Here is a 25811-nt window from a genome sequence, read left to right as displayed (position 1 = left end):
CCGCCCGCGGTCCGTATGCGGCGCCGCGCACCACGCGCCCGACGGCGCGGGCGCCATCACCGGTTCATGGGGACGTAACACGCCGGACCCTTTCGTCACCGCTGTGAAACACCGTGCGGCCCCGATGGAAACCGTGCCGGGCGAGTCTCGTGGTGCACAACGGCCCGCATCCCTCTCAGCGGTCCCGCACGTGTCCTTCCCAGCGGTCCCGCACGCGGCCCGTTCATCCCGCCGCGGCCGCTTTGACGACGAGGAGGCGCCGATGCCCCCAGGCACCACGACGCTCGCCGCAGACACCCCGACCCTGTCTGCCGCCAACACCGGGTTCATGCTCGTCTGTTCGGCCCTGGTGATGCTCATGACTCCGGCCCTGGCCTTCTTCTACGGCGGAATGGTCCGCGTCAAGAGCACCCTCAACATGCTGATGATGAGCTTCATCAGCCTCGGGATCGTCACCGTCCTGTGGGTGCTCTACGGCTTCAGCGTCGCCTTCGGCGACGACATCGGCTCGGTCGCCGGCTGGGCCTCGGACTACGCGGGCCTGAGCGGGATCGGGCTGAACCAGCTCTGGGACGGCTCCACGATCCCCGTGTACGTCTTCGCCGTCTTCCAGCTCATGTTCGCGGTCATCACCCCGGCGCTGATCAGCGGTGCTCTCGCCGACCGGGTGAAGTTCACCTCCTGGGCCCTGTTCATCACGCTGTGGGCCTCCGTCGTGTACTTCCCCGTGGCCCACTGGGTCTGGGGCTCGGGGGGCTGGCTCCACGAGAGGGGTGTCATCGACTTCGCGGGCGGCACGGCCGTCCACATCGACGCGGGCGCCGCCGCGCTCGGCGTCATCCTCGTCATCGGCAGGCGCGCCGGTTTCGGCAAGGACCCGATGCGGCCGCACAGCCTGCCCCTCGTGATGCTGGGCGCCGGACTGCTCTGGTTCGGCTGGTTCGGCTTCAATGCCGGGTCGTGGCTGGGCAACGACGACGGGGTCGGCGCGGTCATGTTCGTCAACACCCAGGTCGCCGGCGCCGCCGCGATGCTCGCCTGGCTCGGTTACGAGAAGCTCCGTCACGGCTCGTTCACCACGCTCGGCGCGGCCTCCGGCGCCGTCGCCGGTCTCGTCGCCATCACACCGTCCGGCGGCGCCGTCAGCCCGCTCGGCGCCATCGCGGTCGGCGCCGTCGCCGGGGTGCTGTGCGCCATGGCCGTCGGCCTGAAGTACCGGTTCGGCTACGACGACTCCCTGGACGTCGTGGGCGTCCACCTCGTCGGCGGCGTCGTCGGCTCCCTCCTCGTCGGCCTCTTCGCCACCGGCGGCGTCCAGTCCCACGCCAAGGGCCTCTTCTACGGCGGTGGGCTCGAACAGCTCGGCAAGCAGGCCGTCGGGGTCTTCTCCGTCCTCGTGTACTCCCTGGTCGTCTCCGCGGCCCTGGCCTTCCTCCTGGACCGGACGATCGGGATGCGGGTCGACGGGGACGACGAGACCTCCGGCATCGACCGGGCCGAGCACGCCGAGACCGCGTACGACTTCAGCGGAGCGGGCGGCGGAACGGCGCCGCGCACCACGGCCCCGGCGACGGCGTCCGCTACCGCGCCCCGGGGGACCGCGTCCGGCGCCGCGGCGGCACCGCAGCAGACCAGGAAGGTGGACGCATGAAGCTCGTCACGGCGGTCGTGAAACCGCACCGGCTCGATGAGATCAAGGAGGCCCTGCACGCATTCGGCGTCCAGGGACTCACGGTCACGGAAGCCAGCGGGTACGGGCGGCAGCGCGGCCACACCGAGGTCTACCGGGGCGCCGAATACACCGTCGACCTCGTCCCCAAGATCCGCATCGAGGTGCTCGTCGAGGACGAGGACGCCGAACCGCTCATCGATGTCGTCGTGAAGGCGGCCCGGACCGGCAAGATCGGCGACGGCAAGGTCTGGAGCGTGCCGGTCGACACCGCCGTACGTGTCCGGACGGGCGAACGCGGTCCGGACGCGCTCTGAGCGGATCCACTCCTGCCGGACGCGTGCTGGGGCGCGTTCCGGCCGGCCGAGGACCGGGCGCGTTCCGGACCCCCGGGACCGCTCCGGACCCCCGGGCAGCTCGCAGGGCAGCCCCGGGGCCGCCCGGAGCCCGAAACGAAAGGCAGCCGGATGACGAGCGCCGAAGTGACCACTGACGTGACCACTGATGTGACCAGTGGACCCGCGGACTCGGGGACCGGCGGCTACGCGGCGGCCCGGCTGCGCCTCCTCCGGGCGACGGGGCGGTCCGGACCGCAGCGCCGTACCGCCCTCGCCGCGCTCACCGACGGCTGGCTCGCCGCGCTGTTCACCGCCGCCGCCGAGCGGACCGGCGTCCGGCGCGCCGCCCTCGTGGCCGTCGGCGGCCACGGACGCGGCGAACTCTCCCCGCGCAGCGACCTCGATCTGCTGCTCCTGCACGACGGCAGGGCCGACACCGGAGCCGTCGCAGCCCTTGCCGACCACCTCTGGTACCCCGTCTGGGACCTCGGCATCGCGCTCGACCACTCCGTACGCACCCCCGCCGAAGCCCGCCGGACGGCCGGCGAGGACCTCAAGGTCCAGCTCGGCCTGCTGGACGCCCGGCCGGTCGCCGGGGACCTCGGGCTCGTCGCCGCCCTGCGCACCGCGATCCTCGCCGACTGGCGCAACCAGGCCCCCGGGCGGCTCCCCGCCCTCGCCGAACTCTGCCGCGCACGGGCCGAACGCCACGGCGAGCTGCGCTTCCTGCTCGAACCCGACCTCAAGGAGTCGCGCGGCGGACTGCGTGACCTCACCGCCCTGCGGGCCGTGGCAGCCTCGTGGGTCGCCGACGCCCCGCGCGAGGGCCTCGCCGAGGCCCGCCGCGCGCTCCTCGACATCCGCGACGCCCTTCATCTCACCACCGGCCGCGCCACCGACCGCCTCGCCCTCCAGGAACAGGACCAGGTCGCCGCCGCCCTCGGGCTCCTCGACGCGGACGCCCTCCTCCGCCAGGCGTACGAGGCCGCAGGCACGGTCTCGTACGCGGCGGACATCACCTGGCGCGAGGTCGGCCGCGTCCTGCGCGCCCGCTCCGCACGCCCCAGGCTCCGCGCCCTCCTTGGTGGCGGCGGGACCGCGGTGGCCGAGCGCACCCCGCTCGCCGACGGAGTGGTCGAGGCCGACGGCGAGGCCGTCCTCGCCCGCGCCGCCCGCCCCGAACGCGACCCGGTGCTGCCGTTGCGCGCCGCCGCGGCGGCGGCCCGGTCCGCGCTCGTGCTCTCCCGCCACGTCGTACGCCGTCTCGCCGCCGCCCGCCCGCTTCCGGTGCCTTGGCCCGCCGAGGCCCGCGAGGAACTCGTCACCTTCCTCGGCGCGGGCGAGGCCACCATCCCCGTATGGGAGGCGCTCGACGCCGAGGGGCTGATCGGCCGACTGCTCCCGGACTGGGAACGCGTCCGCTGCCGCCCCCAGCGCAACCCCGTCCACACCTGGACCGTCGACCGCCACCTCGTCGAGACGGCGGTCCGGGCCTCCTCGCTCGCGCGGCGCGTCGAACGGCCCGACCTCCTGCTCGTCGCCGCGCTCCTGCACGACATCGGCAAGGGCTGGCCCGGCGACCACTCCGTCGCCGGGGAGGTCATCGCCCGTGACACGGCAGCCCGGATCGGTTTCGACCGGCACGACGTGGGCGTGATCGCCACCCTCGTGCGCCATCACCTGCTGCTCGTCGACACCGCGACCCGGCGCGACCTCGACGACCCCGCGACCGTCCGCTCCGTCGCCGAGGCCGTCTCCGCCCCGTCCACCCTGGAGCTCCTGCATGCCCTCACCGAGGCGGACGCCCTCGCCACCGGACCCGCCGCATGGTCCGCCTGGCGCGCCTCCCTCGTCGACGACCTCGTCGGGCGCGTCGCCGCCGTGCTCGCCGGCCGGGAGCCCGAGGAACCGGAACCCGTCGAGCCCGACGCCGAACACGAACGGCTCGCCGCCGAGGCCCTGCGCACCGGCGGGCCCGCCCTCGCCCTGCACGCCCGGGTCGGGGCCCCGACCCGGGACGACGCGCGGCTCCAGGACCACGTGCCGGGCGGGGAAGGCCAACCGGAGCCCGTCGGCGTCGAACTCCTCGTCGCCCTGCCCGAGCGCCCCGGGGCGCTTCCCGTCACCGCGGGCGTCCTCGCCCTGCACCGCCTCACCGTGCGCGCCGCCGACCTGCGCATGCTGGAACCCCCCGCCGGGGCCGCCGTCGGCGCATCCGGCGGGCCGCGACTGATTCTGCTCCGCTGGCGGGTCGCGGCCGAGTACGGCTCCCTGCCGCAGGCCGCCCGGCTCCGCGCCGACCTCGTCAGGGCCCTGGACGGCACCCTGGACATCGGCGCCCGCCTCGCCGAACGCGAGGCGGCCCGGCCGAGGCGGCGCGGGGTGAAGACCCCACCGCCGAGAGTGACGGTCGCGCCGGCGGCCTCACGGCTGGCGACGGTGATCGAGGTACGGGCCGAGGACGCCCCCGGGCTGCTGCACCGGATCGGCCGTGCGCTCGAAGGGAACGCGGTGCAGGGGAGCGCGGTGCGGGTGCGCAGCGCGCATGTGTCGACCCTGGGGGCGAACGCGGTGGACGCCTTCTACGTCGTCCGGGCCGACGGAACCCCGCTGCTGGACGCGGAGGCGGCGGCGCTGGCGAAGGCGGTGGAGGACGCGCTGAGGTGAGGCGGGCCGGACGCGGCTTCGCGTTCCGGGGCTCATCGGGCTTCCGCTCCCCCTCTCCGTCGCCTCCTGCGTCCTGCGGGACCCGTTCGCCGTCCTCCGGGATCCGCTCCCTGCCCCCAGCCTTCCGTTCCCTGCCCTCCGCCTTCCGTTCTTCGTACGCGTACGCCCTGCGGGACCCGGTGTCCGTCGTCGTGGTGCCGCCGCCCGCCCGCTCCGGGCGCTGACGACCGGGAGGAGCGGAGGACGACCGGCAAGGGTGGACGCCCGCTCGGGCCGGTTACCCTAGGAACGATCCGTACACCCCCGACCCCGAGGACCGACGAGCGCCGTGTTCGATACTCTCTCCGACCGCCTTGCCGCGACTTTCAAGAGCCTCCGGGGCAAGGGCCGCCTGTCCGAGGCGGACATCGACGCCACGGCGCGCGAGATCCGTATCGCCCTGCTCGAAGCGGACGTCGCCCTCCCTGTCGTCCGTGCCTTCATCGCCAACGTCAAGGAGCGGGCGCGCGGCGCCGAGGTCTCCCAGGCGCTGAACCCGGCCCAGCAGGTCGTCAAGATCGTCAACGAGGAACTCGTCTCCATCCTCGGTGGCGAGACCCGGCGGCTGCGGTTCGCCAAGAACCCGCCGACCGTCATCATGCTCGCGGGCCTCCAGGGTGCCGGTAAGACCACCCTGGCAGGAAAGCTCGGCCGCTGGCTCAAGGGCGAGGGCCACTCGCCGCTGCTCGTCGCCTGTGACCTCCAGCGCCCCAACGCCGTCAACCAGCTCAGCGTCGTCGCCGACCGGGCCGGGGTCGCGGTGTACGCCCCCGAGCCGGGCAACGGCGTCGGCGACCCGGTCCAGGTCGCCAAGGACTCGATCGAGCACGCCCGGTCCAAGCAGTACGACGTCGTGATCGTCGACACCGCCGGCCGTCTCGGCATCGACCAGGAGCTGATGCAGCAGGCCGCGGACATCCGCGACGCCGTCAGCCCCGACGAGATCCTCTTCGTCGTCGACGCGATGATCGGTCAGGACGCGGTCAACACCGCCGAGGCGTTCCGCGACGGCGTCGGCTTCGACGGCGTGGTGCTCTCCAAGCTCGACGGTGACGCCCGCGGTGGTGCGGCCCTGTCGATCGCCCATGTCACGGGCAAGCAGATCATGTTCGCGTCGAACGGTGAGAAGCTCGACGACTTCGACGCCTTCCACCCCGACCGCATGGCGTCCCGCATCCTCGACATGGGTGACCTGCTCACCCTGATCGAGCAGGCGGAGAAGACCTTCAGCCAGGAAGAGGCCGCCAAGATGGCCTCCAAGCTGGCGTCCAAGAAGGGGCAGGACTTCACGCTCGACGACTTCCTGGCCCAGATGGAGCAGGTCAGGAAGATGGGCTCCATCTCCAAGCTGCTCGGGATGCTGCCCGGCATGGGGCAGATCAAGGAGCAGATCAACAACATCGACGAGCGCGACGTGGACCGCACGGCCGCGATCATCAAGTCGATGACCCCGAAGGAGCGGGCCGAGCCGACGATCATCAACGGTTCGCGCCGGGCGCGCATCGCCAAGGGGTCCGGTGTCGAGGTCAGCGCGGTGAAGAACCTGGTGGAGCGGTTCTTCGAGGCGCGCAAGATGATGTCGAAGATGGCACAGGGCGGCGGCATGCCCGGCATGCCGGGCATGCCTGGCATGGGTGGTGGCCCCGGCCGTCAGAAGAAGCAGGTGAAGCAGGCCAAGGGCAAGCGCAAGAGCGGCAACCCGATGAAGCGCAAGGCCGAGGAGCAGGCCGCCGCGGCCCGTCGTGCCCAGGCCGCGCAGGGTGGTGCGCCCGCTCTGCCGGCCCCCGGCGACAAGGGCTTCGAGCTGCCGGACGAGTTCAAGAAGTTCATGGGTTGATCGCCCCACGATCCACATGAGGGGCGCCCGCCGACCCCGGTCTCCAGCGAACGACTCCTGGAGCCCGGGGGCGGCGGGCGCCCCTTGCTCATGCGCTCCGGAGGCCCTCTGCGGTTGTCACCCTCCGGGTGTGTGTGCTGGGGGTCCCTCTGCGGTGTTCCCCTGTGGCCTGTCGCTGCCATGGACCTACCGGGCGGGCTCGCGAGAAGCCGCGATCCGATTTTTCATCTAATATCGCGTTCAACGGCTGTCAGAAGAGGAGCCTGCGTGACCAGCCCCGTACCTCCGCGCGATCGCACCGACCAGCCGTGGCGCTCCGAAGGCGCCCCGCCGCCCCCGCCGCAGGGCCGGAAGATGCCGGGAGGCTGGCGCGGACTGATACTGACCGCGCTCGCCGTGTACCTGATCGCGAACCTGGTGCTGTCCTTCTTCAACGGCGCGGGGGGACGCCCGATCTCCTACACGGAGTTCAGCAGGCAGGTCACCTCGGGGAACGTCGCCAAGATCTACTCCAAGGGCGATGCCATCGAAGGGCAGCTCAAGAAGGAGGCGAAGGTCCCGGGGAGCGATCGCAAGTACACCAGCTTCGTCACCCAGCGCCCCGCCTTCGCGAACGACAACCTCTGGGCGGAACTGGTCAAGGGCGATGTCACGGTCACGGCCGAGCCCGTCGTCCAACAGCGGAGCGTCCTCGCGAATCTGCTGATCTCGCTGGCCCCGATGCTGCTGCTCGTGCTGCTCTGGATGTTCATCGCCCGGCGGATGGCCCGGGGCGCGGGCGGCGGGCTCGGCGGCTTCGGCCGCAAGGCCCCGCCCAAGCCCGTCGAGCCGGAAGCAGGCAAGCGCACCACCTTCGAGGACGTGGCCGGGATCGACGAGGTCGAGAGCGAACTCAACGATGTCGTGGACTTCCTGAAGAACCCGCAGGCGTATCGGAGGATGGGCGCCCGGATGCCCGGGGGCGTGCTCCTCGCCGGACCGCCCGGCACCGGCAAGACGCTGCTCGCCCGTGCCGTCGCGGGCGAGGCCGGGGTGCCGTTCTTCTCGGCGTCGGCCTCCGAGTTCATCGAGATGATCGTCGGCGTCGGCGCGAGCCGGGTCCGGGAACTGTTCGAGGAGGCGCGCAAGGTCGCCCCCGCGATCATCTTCATCGATGAGATCGACACCATCGGCCGGGCCCGCGGCGGCGGCTCCGGCATGGGCGGCCACGACGAGCGCGAGCAGACGCTGAACCAGATCCTCACCGAGATGGACGGCTTCTCCGGCTCCGAGGGTGTCGTCGTCCTCGCCGCCACCAACCGCGCGGACGTCCTCGACCCCGCCCTGACCCGTCCCGGCCGCTTCGACCGGATCGTCCAGGTCAGCCCGCCCGACCGGAACGGCAGGGAGGCGATCCTGGAGATCCACACCCGCCGGATCCCGCTCGCCGGCGACGTGGACCTGGGCCAGGTGGCCGCGACGACTCCCGGCATGACCGGTGCCGATCTCGCCAACCTCGCCAACGAGGCCGCGCTGCTCGCCGTCAAGCGCGGGCAGGCAGAGGTGAACCGGTCCGACGTCTCGGACGCCCTGGAGAAGATCCAGCTCGGAGCCGAACGCTCGCTGGTCATGTCCGACGAGGAACGCCGCAGGACCGCGTACCACGAGAGCGGACACGCCCTGCTCGGCATGGTCCAGCCGGGGGCCGACCCGGTCCGCAAGGTCACCATCGTGCCGCGCGGCCGGGCGCTGGGCGTCACCCTCTCGACCCCGGAGGCCGACAAGTACGCGTTCACGGAGGAGTACCTGCGCGGCCGGATCATCGGCGCGCTCGGCGGGATGGCCGCCGAGCAGGTCGTCTTCGGAGTCGTCACCACCGGGGCCGAGAGCGACCTGGAACAGGTCACCCGACTGGCCCGGGGGATGGTCGGCCGGTGGGGCATGAGCCCCCGGGTCGGCAGGCTGACCGCGATCCCGGGCGACGCCCAGCAGGCGTACGGGCTGTCGGCCGCCCCCGCGACGCTGGACGCCGTGGACGCCGAGATGCGGCGCATCGTCGACGAGTGCTACGAGGCGGCGTGCGGGCTGCTGCGCGAGAACCGGGACCGGCTGGACGCGCTGGCCACGGCCCTGCTGGCGAAGGAGACGCTGGACGAGGCGGAGGCGTACCGGGCGGCGGGCATCACTCGGTTCGGCAAGTAGCGACCGCCACCCGGACGTGGCACGGCGCCGAGGTCTCGGGGCCACGGCGGAGACGTCCGGGGCCCCGGGACGCCCCGGACGGCGCGCAGAGGACAGACGCTTCAGCAGCGCACGGGCCGGCGACTCGGAGACATTCGGAGACGCAACGATGCCGGGACGCTCCGAACGGTGCGGGAGGCCGACGGTCCACGGGGCGATGACGAGACGGACGCCTCAGACGGTGCACACGAGATATCGGAAGACGTTCGGCATCCAGACACTGCCGTCCCGGCGCCGGTGTGGACGCAGGGCCCGCGCCACCGCGCTCTCCACCCGGCGTCGGTCCGTCGAGCGCACCGCCCGGTCGAACGGCCGGGTGGACAGCAGTCCCCGGACCGCGCTCTCCATGTCCGTGTAGCCGAACGGGCACGCCACCCGTCCGGATCCGTCCGGCATCAGACCGGCCCGGAACGCCGCTTCTTCGAGGTCGTCCCGGCGCGGCGGACGCCAGCCGCCGGAACGGGACGCCCGGCTTCCGTCGGACCCCCGGCCCGCCGCCCGCAGCACCGGCGCCGTCGCGCACCGCTCCGGCGGGCCCCACCCGGTCAGGACCACCGCGCTTCCCCGGGCGGCCAGCGGTACGGCGGCACGCAGCGTCGCCACGAGCCGCTCGTCGTCGCCGTCCGAGCACCCGAGCGGGGCGAACGCCGTGATCACGTCGTACGGCGTCCCGTCCCCCGCGACCGCCTCCGACGGATCACCGGCCACGAGCCGATGGCCCGCCGTTTCGATCCCGTCGCCGCCCGACGCACCGCGCAGCAGCCGCGTCCGGGCGAGCTCCAGCCGGTCCGGGTCGGTGTCGACGCCGGTGACGCGCGCCCCGCGCGCGGCGGCGATCAGGAGCGCGAGACCGGAGCCGCAGCCGAGGGAGAGCAGACGGGTCCCCCTCCCCACTTCGAGCCGCTCGTACACCGCCTCGTACAGCGGCGCGAGCATGCGTTCCTGGATCTCCGCCCAGTCCCGGGCGCGAGTGCCGGGGGTCACCGCGGTGGCCGTGTCCGTGTGGCCGTGGTGCCGGACGAGCGTAGGTGTCATGGAAGCGCCCCAATCCGCCGAGAGGTCGGTCCTGTGCGATCGGTCGTGCCCGAGTGGTGCCCCACGTCGCGTCCGCGCCGCCCCTCCACGGACCGGGAAACCGTGCGCCCGCCACCCACCTCGGGAAGGCGGCCTCCTCGTCGAGGCACGCAGAACGGGGGATGGCCGCCCCGTCGGCACGGGGGACGGGGGACGGCCGCCCCGTCGGCACGCGGGGCGGTCACCGACGGACGGACAGCGCAAAGCGGGTGTCCCGTACGCCTGTTGCCCGTTCCTCCCCAGTCTTACCCGACACGCGAGACCGGGCACGTCGAGGACGCCGCGCCGGTGGCGCACGGTGGCCAGGGCGCGTCCCGGCCCGGAACGCACCCCCGTCGGGGGCAGCCCCGCCGACGCCCTACCCGCCGTATTCGGGAACACGCACCCGCCTCGGAGGCCGCTCGGCGGCCCGCGTACGGTTGCCGTCTACACACGCGTCTACACGTCCGTGCGTACACGCCACTACGTACCACCTTGGTGTGAGCTGTGAGACTTCTCCGCAGATCTGCGCACCCGCCCTCGTCAGGACGCATCAACGGCAACTGACTGGTACGTGCAAATTATTTTGGGATGGCCCGGAATCGGAACACCGGGGCACTCGCGCTCGTTGTCACGACGTGAGCACGACACCACCTGTACTTGCCGCAGAGCTGGCGCAGGCGTGGGCCGACATTCAGCGGTACCACCCCGAGTTGCCGGATCTAGCCGCTCCCGAGTCCCTGATCGGAGAGTCCTCGTCCGCCTGTGGCGCCGAACTCTCATTCGAGCGACTGCTGCACGAGGCAGTCCATGGCATCGCCGCCGCGCGAGGTGTGCGCGACACCTCGCGGGCCGGCCGTTATCACAACCGTCGATTCCTCGCGATCGCCGAGGAGCTGGGTCTCGACCACACCGAGGAGCCCCATCCCAGCAGCGGCTTCTCGCTGGTCACGCTCAACCCCGAGGCCAAGCGCCGGTACCGCCCGACGATCGAGCGGCTGCAGCGCGCCCTCAAGGCGCACACCGTCGCCACCGCCGCCGACACCAAGCGTTCGTTCCGCGGGCCCGCCGCCCGGCACGGCTCCTCCGGGGGAGGCGTGCGCGTCAAGGCCGTCTGCGACTGCGGACGCAACGTACGGGTCGTTCCGTCGGTGCTGGCGCAGGCGCCGATCGTCTGCGGTGGCTGCGGAAAGCCCTTCCGTATCCCGGAGCCGGCGGTCGCAGTGAGGTGACCTCATGGGGTGTGGCACAATGGCTAGCTGTACTCGACAGCCGCACAGGACCCCTCTCTCCTCCGGCTGACGCGTCCATCGGGCACCCGAGTACCGCAACCCCACGTGGCATTTCGTCGTGCCCAATCACGTCATAGACCAGGAGACACCACTCCCGTGGCAGTCAAGATCAAGCTGAAGCGTCTGGGCAAGATCCGTTCGCCTCACTACCGCATCGTCGTCGCCGACTCCCGTACCCGCCGTGACGGCCGGGCCATCGAGGAGATCGGCCTGTACCACCCGGTGCAGAACCCCTCGCGCATCGAGGTCAACTCGGAGCGCGCGCGTTACTGGCTCTCCGTCGGCGCCCAGCCGACCGAGCCGGTTCTCGCGATCCTGAAGCTCACCGGTGACTGGCAGGCCCACAAGGGCCTCCCGGCCCCCGCGCCACTGCTGCAGCCGGAGCCGAAGGCCGACAAGCGGGCCCTCTTCGAGAGCCTGGGCGACGGCGAGGAGGCCAAGGGCGAAGCCATCACGCAGAAGGCGAAGAAGTCCGACAAGAAGGCGGACGAGGCTGCTGACGCGGCCGCCTCCGCCGAGTCGACCGAGGCCTGAGCATGCTCGAGGAGGCTCTCGAGCACCTCGTGAAGGGCATCGTCGACAACCCCGACGACGTGCAGGTCGCTTCGCGCAACCTGCGTCGCGGTCGCGTGCTGGAGGTCCGGGTCCACCCTGACGACCTCGGCAAGGTGATCGGCCGCAACGGCCGCACCGCACGCGCGCTGCGTACCGTCGTGGGCGCCATCGGTGGTCGTGGTATCCGCGTCGACCTCGTCGATGTGGACCAGGTTCGCTGAGAGAGTTGAACACCGGCACGGGCCGGGGAGGGCCATACGCCCGCCCCGGCCCGTCGTCGTACGACAGGAGAGACACAAGGTGCAGTTGGTAGTCGCGCGGATCGGCCGTGCCCACGGCATCAAGGGCGAGGTCACCGTCGAGGTGCGTACGGACGAGCCGGAGCTGAGGCTCGCGCCCGGAGCCGTGCTCGTCACCGATCCGGCCTCCGCCGGGCCGCTGACGATCGAGACCGGCCGGGTGCACAGCGGGCGGCTGCTGCTGCGCTTCGAGGGCGTGCGCGACCGCAACGCCGCCGAGGCCCTTCGCAACACGCTCCTGATCGCCGAGGTCGACCCGGACGAACTCCCCGAGGACCCCGAGGAGTTCTACGACCATCAGCTCATCGACCTCGATGTGGTCCTCGCCGACGGCACCGGGATCGGCCGGATCACCGAGATCACGCATCTGCCGTCCCAGGACCTGCTCATCGTGGAGCGGCCGGACGGCGGCGAGGTGATGATCCCGTTCGTCGAGGAGATCGTCACCGAGATCGACCTGGAGGAGCAGCGCGCGGTGATCGCTCCGCCGCCGGGTCTGATCGACGAGACCCAGGCCGTGATCGCTTCCCCGAGGGACGAGGAGGCGGACGCGCCGGACGGGGGCCGGGCGGACGGGACCCGGGCGCCCGGCTCCGGAGAGGACGCCTGATGCGGCTCGACGTCGTCACGATCTTCCCCGAGTACCTGGAACCGCTGAACGTCTCACTGGTCGGCAAGGCCCGCACCCGCGGCCGGCTCGACGTGCACGTCCACGATCTGCGCGACTGGACGTACGACCGGCACAACACGGTCGACGACACCCCGTACGGCGGTGGCCCCGGCATGGTCATGAAGACGGAGCCCTGGGGGGACGCGCTGGACGACGTCCTCGCGAGCGGTTACGAGGCGGGGGCGCACGCCCCCGTGCTCGTGGTGCCCACGCCCAGCGGTCGTCCGTTCACCCAGGAGGTCGCCGTCGAGCTCTCCGAGCGGCCGTGGCTGATCTTCACCCCGGCCCGTTACGAGGGCATCGACCGACGGGTGATGGACGAGTACGCGACCCGCATACCGGTCGTCGAGGTGTCCATCGGCGACTACGTCCTGGCCGGCGGGGAAGCCGCAGTGCTGGTGATCACGGAGGCGGTGGCCCGGCTGCTGCCCGGAGTGCTCGGCAACGCCGAATCGCACCAGGACGACTCCTTCGCCCCCGGCGCGATGGCCAACCTGCTGGAGGGGCCCGTCTACACCAAGCCGCCCGAGTGGCGCGGCCGGGGTGTCCCGGAGGTCCTGCTCAGCGGCCACCACGGCAGGATCGCGCGCTGGCGCAGGGACGAGGCGTTGTGCCGCACCGCGCTCAACCGGCCCGACCTCATCGAGCGCTGCGAGGCGAGCGCCTTCGACAAGAAGGACCGCGAGATCCTCTCCATCCTCGGCTGGTCCCCGGAACCAGAGGGCCGATTTTGGTGCAGGCCGAAGGCCGTGGAAGAATAGGCCGCTGCTGTGCGTCCGGCGTGCGCCCCTGCCACAGGGGGAGCGGCCGTCGCCTTCCCCGTACGCGGGGGAGCGGTCCAGACGCCCGCCCGGCGCGCGCGGCATCCCCATCCTCACGACCTCCCGTCGATGACCTGTGGCATCGGCGAAGAAAGCAGACAACATGTCTTCCCTGCTCGATGACGTCAACGCCGCGTCGCTGCGTACCGACATCCCCGCGTTCCGCCCCGGCGACACCGTCAACGTCCACGTGCGAGTGATCGAGGGCAACCGCTCCCGTATCCAGCAGTTCAAGGGCGTCGTCATCCGCCGCCAGGGCTCCGGTGTCAGCGAGACCTTCACGGTCCGCAAGGTCTCCTTCAGCGTCGGCGTCGAGCGCACCTTCCCGGTGCACAGCCCGATCTTCGAGAAGATCGAGCTCGTCACCCGCGGTGACGTCCGTCGCGCCAAGCTGTACTACCTCCGTGAGCTGCGCGGCAAGGCCGCGAAGATCAAGGAGAAGCGCGACAACTGAACGGACTCCCGGGTCCACAGGACGGCCGGTTAAGCTCTGGCCCCGATGGACACGGAAGCCAAGCCCTCGGAGCGCGACCGCTCCTCCGCACCCGCAGCAGGGTCGGAGGAACGGTCGCGCTCCGCGCGTATTCCTCGGCTGGTCCGGCTGGCCGCCTCGATGTCATGGCGGCGCACCACCGTGCTCGGAGCCGTCTGCCTGGCCTTCGTGTTGCTCCTCAGCACCTTCGTGGTGCAGCCCTACCTGATCCCCAGCGGCTCGATGGAGCCCACCCTCGAGGTGGGGGACCGGGTGCTGGTGAACAAGCTGGCGTATCGTTTCGGCTCCGTTCCGCGCCGCGGCGACGTGGTGGTCTTCGACGGCACCGGATCCTTTGTGCGCGAACCGCCGCCGCAGAATCCCGTCACCGGTCTGCTGCACGGAGCGGCGGCGTCCCTGGGGCTGGTGGAGCCCGCCGAGACCGACTACGTGAAACGGGTGGTGGGCGTGGGAGGGGACCGGGTGATCTGCTGCGACCGGAGTGGGCGGATCGAGGTGAACGGCAGCCCGGTCACGGAGGAGTACCTGTACCCGGGGGACGAGCCGTCCCAGGTGCGCTTCGACATCGTCGTCCCCGACGGCACGCTGTGGGTGATGGGCGACCACCGTTCCCGTTCCCGCGACTCGCGCGACCACTTGGGTGATCCCGGTGGCGGCATGGTCCCGGTCGACATGGTGATCGGCCGGGTGGACTGGATCGGCTGGCCACCGCGCCGGATGGGCTCGCTCGTGGAGAGTGGCGCCTTCACCGGCGTACGGGCACCCACGGGCGGCGCCCATGGGTGACCACGGCCGACCGCAGGGCGGCGAAGACCCGGGGACGGCACGGCCGGGCGAAACCCGGTCGGCGTCCGCGCGTCCTGCGCAGACGTCCGCGCGCCCCCTGCCGACCAGGGCGGAGCGCCGCAAGCGGGCGCGGAGGGCCCAGCGGCGGCGGCGCGGGGCGGCCGTCCGGGAGATTCCCCTGCTCGTCGTCGTGGCGCTGCTGATCGCGCTCGTCCTCAAGACCTTCCTGGTGCAGGCGTTCGTGATCCCGTCGGGGTCCATGGAACAGACGATCCGGATCGGCGACCGGGTGCTCGTGGACAAACTGACGCCGTGGTTCGGGTCCCGGCCCGAGCGCGGCGACGTGGTGGTCTTCAAGGACCCGGGCGGCTGGCTGCGGCAGGAGGACACCGGCGAGAAGCACTCGCCCGTCGTCACGCACGTGAGGGCGGCGCTGACGTTCGTCGGGCTGCTGCCGTCCGACGACGAGCAGGACCTGATCAAGCGTGTGGTCGCGGTCGGCGGCGACACGGTGCGATGCTGTGGCGAGGATGGCCGGATCACCGTCAACGGCGTACCGCTCGACGAGCCCTATCTGTACCCCGGCGACCTGCCCTCCCACAGAGAATTCGAGGTGAAGGTTCCGGCCGGGCGGATCTTCGTGATGGGCGACCACCGTTCGGATTCGGCCGATTCCCGCTATCACCTGGACGAGCCGGAACACGGCACGGTGTCCGAGAACAGCGTCGTGGGACGGGCGGTGGTGATCGCCTGGCCCGTCGCCCACTGGCGAAAGCTGGACGAACCGGCGACATTCGACTCGGTCCCTGACGCGCGCGCCGGGACGGTCCCGGTTCCGGGCCCGTCGAATAGTGTGTCGTCCAGGGATCCCGAAGGAATGATCCCTCTCCCGACCCCTGCGGAACTCCCGCTCGTTATGGGAGTGGTGGGCCTGCGTCGGCTGGGGCGCAGGCGGTGGCACGGAGTAAGGAGTGGATGTGGGGGACTTGGCGGTCGGCGCACGATCCGGACACGAACCCGAGGACCGGCCGGACAAGCCGGAGAACGTCGTGTCCGCCGGGGGGACGGCGGACGCAGCGGGGACTGACGGCGGCTCCTCGCACCGCGGTACGGGACAGCAGAAGCCGCGCTCCTTCTGGAAGGAGCTGCCCCTGCTCATCGGCATCGCGCTGGTCCTCGCGCTGCTGATCAAGACGTTTCTGGTGCAGGCGTTCTCGATCCCCTCGGACTCGATGCAGAACACACTGCAGCGGGGCGACCGGGTGCTGGTCGACAAACTGACACCCTGGTTCGGCGCGGAACCGGAGCGCGGCGAGGTCGTGGTCTTCCACGACCCGGGCGGCTGGCTGGAGGACACCCAGGCCCCCGAGCCGAACGTGGTCCAGAAGTTCCTCAGCTTCATCGGCCTGATGCCGTCCGCCGAGGAGAAGGACCTGATCAAGCGGGTCATCGCGGTCGGTGGCGACACGGTCGAGTGCAAGAAGGACGGCCCGGTCGTGGTCAACGGCAAGGCCCTCGACGACAAGTCCTTCATCTTCCCGGGGGACACGCCCTGCAACGACGAGCCGTTCGGTCCGATCACGGTTCCCGAGGGCCGGATCTGGGTGATGGGAGACCACCGCCAGAACTCCCTCGACTCCCGCTACCACCAGGAGCTGCCCGGAGGCGGCACGGTCTCCAACGACGAGGTCGTCGGACGCGCCATCGTCGTGGCGTGGCCGATCAACCGCTGGGCGACCCTGCCCGTCCCGAAGACCTTCGACCAGCCCGGCATCGGCACGGCGGTGAACACGGCGATGAGCCTGGCTCCCGGGGCCCTCGGCCTGGCCGGTGCGGTGCCCCTCGTCCTGTGGCGCCGCAGGAGGCTGACCGGCGGGCGTACCGCCGGGTAGGGTGCCGACTCGGATCAGCGATTGCCGATCTCCGACGGGGAGGGACGCTGCGATGGGTGGAACAGGGCGTACGAGCAACGGCCACGGGCGGCTCGGCAGCATGCTGTCGGGGCTGGCCGTGGCCGTCGGCTGTGTGTTCTTCCTCGGCGGCTTCGCCTGGGGAGCCGTGGTCTACCAGCCGTACACGGTGCCGACCGAGTCGATGACCCCGACGGTGGACGCCGGCGACCGGGTGCTCGCCCAGCGGATCGATGGCGGCGAGGTGCGCCGCGGCGACGTGGTGGTCTTCACCGATCCGGCCTGGGGCGACATGCCGATGGTGAAGCGGGTCGTCGGAATCGGCGGGGACACCCTCGCCTGCTGCGACAAGGGCGGTCGGCTCACCCTCAACGGCAAGGCCATTGAGGAACCGTATCTGCAGCAGAACGAGCCCGCCTCGGGGAACATCTTCACGGCCGACGTGCCCGAGGGGCAGCTCTTCCTGCTCGGCGACGAACGCAGGTCCTCCCTGGACTCGCGGGTCCACCTGGGCGACCCGGGACAGGGCTCCGTGCCGCGCAGCGCGGTACGGGCCCGGGTCGACGCCATCGCCTGGCCCATGGACGGCATGGTCGAGCGGCCGGAGACCTTCGCCGCCCTGCCTGGCGGAGTCTCGTCCCCCGGCCCCCTGCGACTGCAATTGGGTGCTGTCGCGGCGGGCGCGGTACTCATCCTCGGCGGCGCCGTGTACGGCCCGATCGCGGCATGGTCCGGACGGGCGGCCCGGGAGCGACGATCGGAGCAGGGGAAGCGATCGGCGCAGCGGGAGCGTTCGACACGGGAGAAGCGTGAAGGGACGGCGACGGGTGCGCATTGAGAAGCGGAGGGTCGCTCGTGTGGTGCTGCTGGACCCCGACGACCGCATCCTCCTGATACACGGGTACGAACCGGAGGATCCCGCGTCCACCTGGTGGTTCACCCCGGGCGGCGGCCTGGAGGGCGAGGAGACCCGGGAACAGGCCGCACTGCGCGAGCTCGCGGAGGAGACCGGCATCACCGATGTCCGACTGGGGCCGCTGCTCTGGCAGCGGATGTGCTCGTTCCCCTTCGACGGACGCCGCTGGGAACAGGACGAGTGGTACTACCTGGCCCGTACGACGCAGACCGCCACCGACACCCGTGGGCTGACCGGGCTGGAACAGCGCAGCGTCGCGGGGCTGAGATGGTGGACTTCCGCCGAACTGTCGGCGGCGCGTGAGACGGTGTACCCGACCAGACTCGCCGAGTTGCTGCGCACGCTGCTCGACGACGGTCCTCCGCATACGCCGGTGGTTCTGTCCCCCGAATTCGCCTGAGCGCCCGGGGAGCCGGGCCCTGGCGCACAATGGGGGGACGCACGGCTGAAGGGGAACATGCCAATGAGCGCCGAGGACCTCGAAAAGTACGAGACCGAGATGGAGCTGAAGCTCTACCGGGAGTACCGAGACGTCGTCGGTCTGTTCAAATTCGTGATCGAGACCGAACGGCGCTTCTACCTCACCAACGACTACGAGATGCAGGTGCATTCGGTTCAGGGCGAGGTGTTCTTCGAAGTGTCGATGGCGGACGCCTGGGTCTGGGACATGTACCGGCCCGCCCGCTTCGTCAAGCAGGTGCGCGTGCTGACCTTCAAGGACGTCAACGTCGAGGAGCTCAACAAGAGCGATCTCGAACTTCCGGGCGGCTGAGCCCGCTCTCCCCCGGGGGCCGTCCGTCCGTGCGGCGACCGCGTCCCCCGTGCGGAGAACGTCTGCCAGGTTGGTCCTCGCCGGGGCCGCCCGCGTCCCCGGACTGCCCGCTCCTTGGGGCAGTGACCCCTTTCCGGGGCCGATTCCCCCGCACGAGTGGCCGGGATATCCACAATCCCGGAGTTGTCCACCAAGATCCACAGGCCGGGACCGGGCGCGTCAGAGTCGGTCCCGGAGGTGGTTTCGACATGAACGCACGGGGAGCACTCGGACGGTACGGCGAGGACTTGGCGGCGCGGCTGCTGACCGACGCCGGTATGTCCGTACGGGAACGGAACTGGCGCTGTCGTGCCGGCGAGATCGACATCGTCGCGCTGGACGGCGACGTGCTCGTGCTGTGCGAGGTGAAGACGCGCAGAGCGGGCCTGTTCGAACACCCGATGGCCGCCGTCACGCCGGCCAAGGCGGAGCGGCTGCGCCATCTGGCCGAGGTCTGGCTGCACCGGCACGGTGGTCCGGCCGGCGGGGTCCGGATCGACCTGGTCGGTGTGCTGCTGCCCAGGCGCGGGGCACCTGTCATGGAGCACGTGCGGGGGGTGGCCTGATGGGGTTCGCGCGGGCGTGCTCCGTGGCGCTGGTGGGCGTCGAGGGCGTGGTGGTGGAGGTGCAGGCGGACCTGGAGGCGGGGGTGGCCGCGTTCACCCTGGTGGGTCTGCCGGACAAGAGCCTGGTGGAGAGCCGGGACCGGGTCAGGGCCGCGGTGGTGAACTCCGGGGCCGAGTGGCCGCAGAAGAAGCTCACGGTCGGGCTCTCGCCGGCCTCCGTGCCGAAGGGCGGCTCGGGTTTCGACCTGGCGGTCGCCTGCGCGGTGCTGGGCGCGGCGGAGCGGATCGACCCGGCGTCCATCGTCGATGTGGTGATGATCGGGGAACTCGGGCTCGACGGCCGGGTTCGGCCGGTGCGGGGTGTGCTGCCCGCCGTGCTCGCGGCGGCGGAGGCCGGATACCGCCAGGTCGTCGTGCCCGAGCAGACCGCGGGGGAGGCGGCGCTGGTGCCCGGCGTCTCGGTTCTCGGCGTGCGGAGTCTGCGGCAGCTGATCGCGGTGCTCTGCGACGAGCCGGTGCCGGACGAACCGAGGGACGACGACGGGGGGCGCCCGGACACGATGCTGGCCGGGCTCCTGGTGCCCGGCGCAGGGACCGGCACCGGTCTCGTCCGCGGCCCGGGCCGGGGCGACGGCGGTGTGCCGGATCTCGTGGACGTCGCGGGGCAGGAGCTGCCCCGCAAGGCGCTGGAGGTCGCCGCGGCGGGCGGCCACCATCTGATGCTCTCCGGCCCACCGGGCGCGGGCAAGACCATACTGGCCGAGCGCCTGCCCGCCATCCTGCCGGAGCTGACCAGGACGGAGGCCCTGGAGGTCACCGCCGTGCACTCCGTGGCAGGACTCCTGCCGCCGGGGGAGCCGCTGGTCACCCGGGCGCCGTACTGCGCGCCCCACCACTCCGCGACGATGCAGTCGCTGGTCGGCGGGGGCAACGGTCTGCCGCGGCCCGGCGCGGTCTCCCTGGCCCATCGGGGCATTCTCTTTTTGGACGAGGCGCCGGAATTCTCTGTACGGGTGCTGGACGCGTTGCGCCAGCCGCTGGAATCCGGGCACGTGGTCGTGGCGCGGAGCGCCGGGGTGGTGCGGTTGCCCGCGAGATTCCTGCTGGTACTGGCCGCCAATCCCTGCCCGTGCGGCAGGCATTCCGTCGGCGGCACGGGCTGCGAATGCCCGCCGTCGGCGGTCCGGCGCTATCGGGCGAGGCTCTCCGGTCCCCTGCTCGACCGGGTGGACCTGCGGGTGTCCGTCGACCGGGTCGGGCGCGAGGACCTGATGGGGCAGGGCGGCAGAGGGGAGCCGTCGGCCGTCGTCGCCGCCCGGGTCAGTGAGGCCAGGGCGCGAGCGGCCCACCGCCTGGCCGGCACGGGATGGAACACCAACAGCGAGGTTCCCGGCCACGAGCTGCGCACGCGGCTGACCTCGGCACCTGGCGCGCTCCTGGAGGCGGAGCGGGACATGGAACGCGGACTGCTCACGGCCCGGGGTCTGGACCGGGTCCTCAGAGTGGCGTGGACGGTGGCCGATCTGCGCGGCGCCGACCGCCCGGAGGCATCCGATGTCGCGGTGGCGCTTGAACTGCGGACCGGGATTTCGCGAGGTGTCCCGGTCAAGGCCGGTGCGTCGTGACGGGGGTGGGCCGCGGACGACGGGAGGAGCCACAGCGCTTCCCGGGCGGGGCGTCGGAGCACGGCGGTGAGACAGGAACGCGGTCCGATCGCGCCGCGCCGGGAGGGGATGCCAAGACGGCGGCCGATGTCCGGGAACGGCTGGCGCGGGTCGCGCTGACCCGCATTCTGGAGCCGGGGGACGAGCGGGGCGGCCGATGGCTGCGTGAGTACGGGGCCGTCGAGCTGCTGCGGCGGATCAGAGCCCGGGACGGCAGTGCGGAACGCCTTGAGGGCATGACCGCGAAGCGTCTCGGCGGCTACCGCTTACGGGCTGAGCGCGTCGAACCGGAGCGGGACCTGGCGGCGGTCGCCGCGCTCGGTGGGCGGTTCGTCTGCCCGGGCGAACTGGAGTGGCCCGGTCAGCTCGACGACCTGGGGGACGCCAGGCCGACGGGACTCTGGGTGCGGGGGCCGCGAGATCTGCGGCTCTGGGCGCTGCGCTCGGTCGCCGTGGTCGGCGCCCGGGCCTGCACACCGTACGGGTCCCACATGGCGGCGAGCCTCGGCGCGGGGCTCGCGGAGCTGGGGTGGGTGGTCGTGTCGGGAGCGGCTTTCGGCGTGGACGGCGCGGCGCACCGCGGCGCGCTCGCCGTCGGCGGGGCGACGATGGCGGTCCTGGCCTGCGGGGTGGACGTCGCGTACCCCCGGGGACACGCCGAGTTGATCGGACGTATGGCGGAACAGGGACTCGTCATCGGTGAACTGCCGCCGTCCGATCATCCGACCCGCAGCAGATTCCTTATGCGGAACCGGGTCATCGCGGCGTTGACGCGGGGAACCGTCGTGGTCGAGGCCGAGCACCGCAGCGGTTCGCTCGTCACCGCACGCGGCGCGCAGCGGCTCGGCCGCTTCACGATGGGCGTGCCGGGCCCGGCCACCAGCGGGTTGTCCGCGGGCGTCCACGAACTCCTGCGCGGCGAGGGCGTCCTGGTGACCAGTGCCGCGGAAGTCGTCGAACTGGTGGGGGACATCGGCGATCTCGCCCCTGTCGCACAGGGGCCCGTCCACCCGCGGGACCTGCTGGACGCGGACGCCGCGCGGGTCCTCGACGCGCTGCCGTACCGCGGCACCGTCACTGGCTGTGACGTCGCCCGCGCAGCCGGAACCAGTACCGACGAAGCCGTCGGAAGGTTGTACGAGCTGCACTCACTGGGGTTCGTCGAACGACATGGCGACGGATGGCAGTTGACGCGGAGGCGGACATGCAATGGCGACGCGCGGCGAGGCGGTACTTGACCTGGCGCATTCGGGTGAAAAGGTGAAGTCGATGACCTTCGCCGGCCTTTCGGCGGCACGCCCGGGGCCGGCACCCGCGGTGATGGTCCCGGACCGCAGCCTCGTCCGATCGGCCGGAATCGCACGGCGCCGACCCGTCGTCCTGCGCGGACCGCGACGCCGTAATCACGCTACGCTCACAAGGACCCCGCATCCGACACAAGTCTCCCGGCCCCAGCACTTCACGGCAGAACGGCTCAAGGCACCACATGCCCCAGCACACCTCCGGGTCTGACCGCACGGCAGTACCACCGGCTGCGCGTGGCACTGTGCGCCCTCCCGCCCCCTCCTCCCTCGACGAGTTGTGGCGCTCGTACAAGTCCACGGGCGACGAGCGGCTGCGGGAGCAGTTGATCCTGCACTACTCGCCGTTGGTGAAGTACGTCGCGGGCCGGGTGAGCGTGGGCCTGCCCTCCAACGTCGAGCAGGCCGACTTCGTCTCCTCGGGGGTGTTCGGACTGATCGACGCGATCGAGAAGTTCGACATCGAGCGCGCGATCAAGTTCGAGACGTACGCGATCACGCGCATCAGGGGCGCCATGATCGACGAGCTGCGGGCGCTGGACTGGATCCCGCGCTCGGTGCGTCAGAAGGCGCGGGCCGTGGAGCGCGCGTACGCCACGCTGGAGGCGCAGCTGCGGCGCACCCCCTCCGAGCCCGAGGTCGCCGCCGAGATGGGCATCACGCTGGAGGAACTGCACTCGGTCTTCAGCCAGTTGTCCCTGGCGAACGTGGTCGCGCTGGAGGAACTGCTGCATGTCGGCGGCGAGGGCGGCGACCGGCTGAGCCTGATGGACACGCTGGAGGACACTTCCGCCGACGACCCGGTCGAGGTCGCGGAGGACCGCGAGCTCAGAAGGCTGCTCGCCCGGGCGATCAACACACTCCCGGAGCGTGAGAAGACAGTGGTCACGCTCTACTACTACGAGGGCCTCACCCTCGCCGAGATCGGCAACGTGCTCGGGGTGACCGAGAGCAGGGTCAGCCAGATCCACACCAAATCGGTGCTGCAACTGCGGGCGAAACTGGCCGACGCCGGACGCTGAGACCGGCGTCGGCCCGCGCCCGCCCGCGGTGGCTTCGGCCACTGATCGGGGCCGCACAGCGCCGCTCGAACACCGGTCGCCGTAAAGTGGACCCGTGCCCAGGATTCGAGCGGCCTCGGTGGCCGAGCACCGGACCATGCAGCGCGGCGCCCTCCTGGACGCCGCCCGCTCCCTGCTGTCCGAGGGCGGTACGGAGGCGCTGACCTTCCCCGCCCTCGCCGAACGCACGGGCCTCGCCAGGTCCTCCGTCTACGAGTACTTCCGCTCCCGGGCGGCCGTCGTCGAAGAGCTGTGCGCCGTCGACTTCCCCGTCTGGGCGGCGGAGGTCGAGAGCGCGATGGAGCAGGCCACCACGCCCGAGGGGAAGATCGAAGCGTATGTGCGCCGGCAGCTCGATCTCGTCGGCGACCGCCGCCACCGGGCGGTCGTCGCGATCTCGGCGAGCGAGCTGGACGCCGGGGCCCGCGAGAAGATCAGAGCTGCGCACGGCGGACTGATCGCCATGATCGTCGAGGCACTCGGGGAACTGGGCCACGAGCAACCGCGGCTGGCGGCGATGCTGGTGCAGGGCTCCGTGGACGCCGCGGTCCGGCGTATCGAGCTCGGCGTGGCGGAGGAGCCGGCCGTGATCGCGGACACCGCCGTCGCCATGGTCCTGCGCGGCGTACAGGGGGTGCGGGACTGACAGCGGGCCGTGGGGTGGCGCGCGGCGGAACGGTACGTCGCGCGGCGGCGAACAGAACGCCGGGGGCGGCGAGTCCGTCCCCGGCCCCTTCGGCAGGCGCACCGGATTCCGGCGCAACGGGTTCTGGTACACCGAACACCGGCAGCAGACGGGACGGCCCCCGCCGCAGCAGCTCGGGCGGCAGCAGCGACAACGGGTCCAGATACGCGTCGCCGCGCCGCAGGCCCCAGTGCAGACAGCCCGACGGGCAGTGGAAGGGCCCGGCCTCCAGAACTCCCACGCCCTCACCGGCCGTCACGTGCGCGCCTTCGGCGACGAGCGCGCGCACCGGCTCGTAGGTGGTCCGCAGCGGCGGGTCGCCGCTGTCGGCCACCTCGATGGCCACCACCCCGCGACCCGCGACGCGCCCCGCGAAGGAGACGCGCCCCGCGGCCGCCGCGAGCACCACTGAGCCCGGCGCAGCGGCGAGGTCGACCCCGCGGTGCCCTCGCCCGTAGGTACCGGCCGGTGGTTCCCAGCCCCGGAGGACCGCGGGGCGCCCGGCCAGCGGCAGGCTTCGGGCGTCGTCCGGCCTCGACGGGGACGGGCGGGGAAGGGGCTCGGGTACGGGATCGCGTGAGGGCGGTGGCTCGGAGTCGGGACCACCTGCGGGCAGTGGCCCGGGATCGCGCGCGGGCGGGGCGGGCAGGGAACCGGGCGCCGGCGCGGGTACGGGATCACGGACAGGCGACGCTGCCCGGGCCCGTGCGGGTGCGGACGAGGACGCCGCCTCGGCGTGCCCCGCGGGAGCGGCCGGGGGCATGGACACCGGGGCCGCGGCCGGAGCGCCGCGCAGCAGCGCGAGAAGGGAGGCCGTCGCCATCACGGCCGTCACGGCACGGAGCCGACGCGCGCGGATCGGCATGCGGACGGGCGTGCGGGGGGACGCCACCGGATCGTGTGCGGTTCGCATGACAGAACCGTCCCGCACCGCCCGGATCCGTGGGGATCATGGACCGGATCTGTGGACTACCGACCGGTTGTGGACAGCGCCGTCACCCGGCACCCGGCCCGTCCCGTACACTTCCTATGGCGATCCGGGTCACCGGGTCGACTTCGCACGCCCCGCCACCCCCCTCTTCGCGGACGGTGGCCGCGCTCCTCGGTCCTTCGTGGCACGGCGCGTCGGGGCGTCAGGCGCGACAGCAATCCTGCGGTCGCGACAACCGAGTACCCCAAGGAGTACGGCCATGGCCGTCGTCACGATGCGGGAGCTGCTGGAGAGCGGCGTCCACTTCGGTCACCAGACCCGTCGTTGGAACCCGAAGATGAAGCGCTTCATCTTCACCGAGCGCAACGGCATCTACATCATCGACCTGCTCCAGTCGCTGTCGTACATCGACCGCGCCTACGAGTTCGTCAAGGAGACCGTCGCCCACGGCGGCTCCATCATGTTCGTCGGTACCAAGAAGCAGGCCCAGGAGGCCATCGCCGAGCAGGCGACGCGCGTCGGCATGCCGTACGTCAACCAGCGTTGGCTCGGTGGCATGCTCACCAACTTCTCCACCGTCTACAAGCGCCTCCAGCGCCTGAAGGAGCTGGAGCTCATCGACTTCGAGGACGTGGCCGCCTCCGGCCTCACCAAGAAGGAGCTCCTGGTCCTCTCCCGCGAGAAGGCCAAGCTGGAGAAGACCCTCGGTGGTATCCGCGAGATGCAGAAGGTGCCGAGCGCCGTCTGGATCGTCGACACCAAGAAGGAGCACATCGCCGTCGGCGAGGCTCGCAAGCTCAACATCCCGGTCGTCGCGATCCTCGACACCAACTGCGACCCCGACGAGGTCGACTACAAGATTCCGGGCAACGACGACGCGATCCGCTCCGTCACCCTGCTCACCCGCGTGATCGCCGACGCCGTCGCCGAGGGTCTCATCGCCCGTTCCGGTGCCGCCACGGGTGACTCGAAGCCGGGCGAGAAGGCCGCCGGTGAGCCGCTGGCCGAGTGGGAGCGCGACCTGCTCGAGGGCGACAAGAAGGCCGACGCCGAGGTCCAGTCCTCCGCCGAGACCGAGAAGGCTGCCGACGCCGAGAAGCCGGCCGAGGCTGCCGCCGCGGACGCCGAGCAGGCCTGACACCCGTCACGGCTGATGACGGCGGGGGCCGGTGCAACGAGCACCGCCCCCGCCGTTCACCCGTAGATCTTTCAGACTTCGAGAGAGAA

General features: G+C 71.7%; 24 protein-coding genes and 1 pseudogene. 23 read left to right on the top strand and 2 right to left on the bottom strand.

The annotated features are described in order from the left end of the window. Positions 1–262 precede the first annotated feature (262 nt). The 5 genes from ACGF2V_RS16165 to ftsH all read left to right on the top strand — a co-directional run bounded on the left by ACGF2V_RS16165 (position 263) and on the right by ftsH (position 8731). Positions 263–1651, top strand: coding sequence for an ammonium transporter (locus tag ACGF2V_RS16165; RefSeq protein ID WP_362707953.1), 1389 nt, complete (start codon positions 263–265; stop codon positions 1649–1651). Next, positions 1648–1986: a P-II family nitrogen regulator gene (locus ACGF2V_RS16160; RefSeq protein ID WP_362618762.1), complete on the top strand. Its 339-nt coding sequence runs from the start codon at positions 1648–1650 to the stop codon at positions 1984–1986. The genes ACGF2V_RS16165 and ACGF2V_RS16160 overlap by 4 nt, the downstream gene beginning before the upstream one ends. Before the next feature lie 150 nt (positions 1987–2136). After that, a complete protein-coding gene (locus ACGF2V_RS16155) occupies positions 2137–4674 on the top strand; it encodes a [protein-PII] uridylyltransferase (protein ID WP_362618760.1) in 2538 nt (845 codons plus the stop codon). Between the two features lie 328 nt (positions 4675–5002). Further along, positions 5003–6550: a signal recognition particle protein gene (gene ffh, locus ACGF2V_RS16150; protein WP_362707957.1), complete on the top strand. Its 1548-nt coding sequence runs from the start codon at positions 5003–5005 to the stop codon at positions 6548–6550. 267 nt (positions 6551–6817) lie between these two features. Then, positions 6818–8731 (top strand): ATP-dependent zinc metalloprotease FtsH, encoded by a 1914-nt coding sequence (gene ftsH, locus ACGF2V_RS16145; RefSeq protein ID WP_362707960.1) that lies wholly within the window; start codon positions 6818–6820, stop codon positions 8729–8731. 213 nt (positions 8732–8944) lie between these two features. Here ftsH and ACGF2V_RS16140 read toward each other — a convergent pair whose 3' ends face one another. Beyond that, on the bottom strand, positions 8945–9805 hold the full coding sequence (locus tag ACGF2V_RS16140) for a class I SAM-dependent methyltransferase (protein ID WP_362707963.1): 861 nt from the start codon (positions 9803–9805) through the stop codon (positions 8945–8947). Between the two features lie 656 nt (positions 9806–10461). On the opposite strand from ACGF2V_RS16140, the gene ACGF2V_RS16135 reads away from it, so the two are divergent. From ACGF2V_RS16135 to ACGF2V_RS16055, 17 genes are all read left to right on the top strand, one after another. After that, entirely contained in the window at positions 10462–11055 is a 594-nt protein-coding gene (locus tag ACGF2V_RS16135) for a hypothetical protein (protein WP_362618753.1), read from the top strand. A 156-nt stretch (positions 11056–11211) separates the two neighbouring features. Further along, entirely contained in the window at positions 11212–11649 is a 438-nt protein-coding gene (gene rpsP / locus ACGF2V_RS16130; protein WP_362618750.1) for a 30S ribosomal protein S16, read from the top strand. Between the two features lie 2 nt (positions 11650–11651). Then, positions 11652–11891, top strand: coding sequence for an RNA-binding protein (locus ACGF2V_RS16125; RefSeq protein ID WP_005311361.1), 240 nt, complete (start codon positions 11652–11654; stop codon positions 11889–11891). A gap of 79 nt (positions 11892–11970) precedes the next feature. After that, positions 11971–12579: a ribosome maturation factor RimM gene (gene rimM / locus ACGF2V_RS16120; protein ID WP_362618746.1), complete on the top strand. Its 609-nt coding sequence runs from the start codon at positions 11971–11973 to the stop codon at positions 12577–12579. After that, positions 12579–13400 carry a tRNA (guanosine(37)-N1)-methyltransferase TrmD gene (trmD, locus tag ACGF2V_RS16115; RefSeq protein WP_362618744.1) on the top strand — a complete coding sequence of 274 codons (822 nt, stop codon included), beginning with the start codon at positions 12579–12581 and terminating at the stop codon, positions 13398–13400. The genes rimM and trmD overlap by 1 nt, the downstream gene beginning before the upstream one ends. Before the next feature lie 163 nt (positions 13401–13563). After that, positions 13564–13914, top strand: a complete 351-nt coding sequence (rplS, locus tag ACGF2V_RS16110) for a 50S ribosomal protein L19 (protein ID WP_362618742.1) — start codon at positions 13564–13566, stop codon at positions 13912–13914. A gap of 45 nt (positions 13915–13959) precedes the next feature. Then, entirely contained in the window at positions 13960–14739 is a 780-nt protein-coding gene (gene lepB / locus ACGF2V_RS16105) for a signal peptidase I (protein ID WP_362618740.1), read from the top strand. Then, entirely contained in the window at positions 14732–15826 is a 1095-nt protein-coding gene (gene lepB / locus ACGF2V_RS16100; RefSeq protein WP_362618738.1) for a signal peptidase I, read from the top strand. Before lepB (ACGF2V_RS16105) ends, lepB (ACGF2V_RS16100) begins: the two co-directional genes overlap by 8 nt. Continuing rightward, a complete protein-coding gene (lepB, locus tag ACGF2V_RS16095) occupies positions 15726–16631 on the top strand; it encodes a signal peptidase I (protein ID WP_362618957.1) in 906 nt (301 codons plus the stop codon). Before lepB (ACGF2V_RS16100) ends, lepB (ACGF2V_RS16095) begins: the two co-directional genes overlap by 101 nt. Before the next feature lie 52 nt (positions 16632–16683). After that, complete coding sequence (lepB, locus tag ACGF2V_RS16090) at positions 16684–17487, top strand: signal peptidase I (protein WP_362618737.1); 804 nt, start codon at positions 16684–16686, stop codon at positions 17485–17487. Further along, on the top strand, positions 17477–17965 hold the full coding sequence (locus tag ACGF2V_RS16085; RefSeq protein WP_362618735.1) for an NUDIX hydrolase: 489 nt from the start codon (positions 17477–17479) through the stop codon (positions 17963–17965). Before lepB (ACGF2V_RS16090) ends, ACGF2V_RS16085 begins: the two co-directional genes overlap by 11 nt. 63 nt (positions 17966–18028) lie before the next feature. Continuing rightward, a complete protein-coding gene (locus ACGF2V_RS16080; RefSeq protein ID WP_362618733.1) occupies positions 18029–18337 on the top strand; it encodes a DUF2469 domain-containing protein in 309 nt (102 codons plus the stop codon). Positions 18338–18585: 248 nt separating this feature from the next. Beyond that, on the top strand, positions 18586–18942 hold the full coding sequence (locus ACGF2V_RS16075) for a YraN family protein (RefSeq protein WP_362618730.1): 357 nt from the start codon (positions 18586–18588) through the stop codon (positions 18940–18942). Next, positions 18942–20567 (top strand): YifB family Mg chelatase-like AAA ATPase, encoded by a 1626-nt coding sequence (locus ACGF2V_RS16070; RefSeq protein ID WP_362618727.1) that lies wholly within the window; start codon positions 18942–18944, stop codon positions 20565–20567. Before ACGF2V_RS16075 ends, ACGF2V_RS16070 begins: the two co-directional genes overlap by 1 nt. Positions 20568–20572: 5 nt before the next feature. Further along, a complete protein-coding gene (dprA, locus tag ACGF2V_RS16065) occupies positions 20573–21844 on the top strand; it encodes a DNA-processing protein DprA (protein ID WP_389044163.1) in 1272 nt (423 codons plus the stop codon). 248 nt (positions 21845–22092) lie between these two features. After that, complete coding sequence (whiG, locus tag ACGF2V_RS16060) at positions 22093–22929, top strand: RNA polymerase sigma factor WhiG (RefSeq protein WP_362618724.1); 837 nt, start codon at positions 22093–22095, stop codon at positions 22927–22929. A 118-nt stretch (positions 22930–23047) separates the two neighbouring features. Continuing rightward, positions 23048–23614, top strand: a complete 567-nt coding sequence (locus ACGF2V_RS16055) for a helix-turn-helix domain-containing protein (protein ID WP_362618952.1) — start codon at positions 23048–23050, stop codon at positions 23612–23614. Positions 23615–23867: 253 nt separating this feature from the next. Here ACGF2V_RS16055 and ACGF2V_RS16050 read toward each other — a convergent pair. Continuing rightward, positions 23868–24416 (bottom strand): annotated as a pseudogene (locus tag ACGF2V_RS16050) (peptidoglycan DD-metalloendopeptidase family protein); the annotation flags it as partial. Between the two features lie 427 nt (positions 24417–24843). Between ACGF2V_RS16050 and rpsB the strand changes: the two are divergent. Continuing rightward, positions 24844–25722: a 30S ribosomal protein S2 gene (gene rpsB / locus ACGF2V_RS16045; RefSeq protein WP_362618722.1), complete on the top strand. Its 879-nt coding sequence runs from the start codon at positions 24844–24846 to the stop codon at positions 25720–25722. Positions 25723–25811 lie beyond the last annotated feature (89 nt).

This window comes from Streptomyces sp. NPDC047982 (genome assembly GCF_043204165.1).
GTDB lineage: Bacteria > Actinomycetota > Actinomycetes > Streptomycetales > Streptomycetaceae > Streptomyces.
This window is presented reverse-complemented; position numbering and strand designations above follow the sequence as displayed.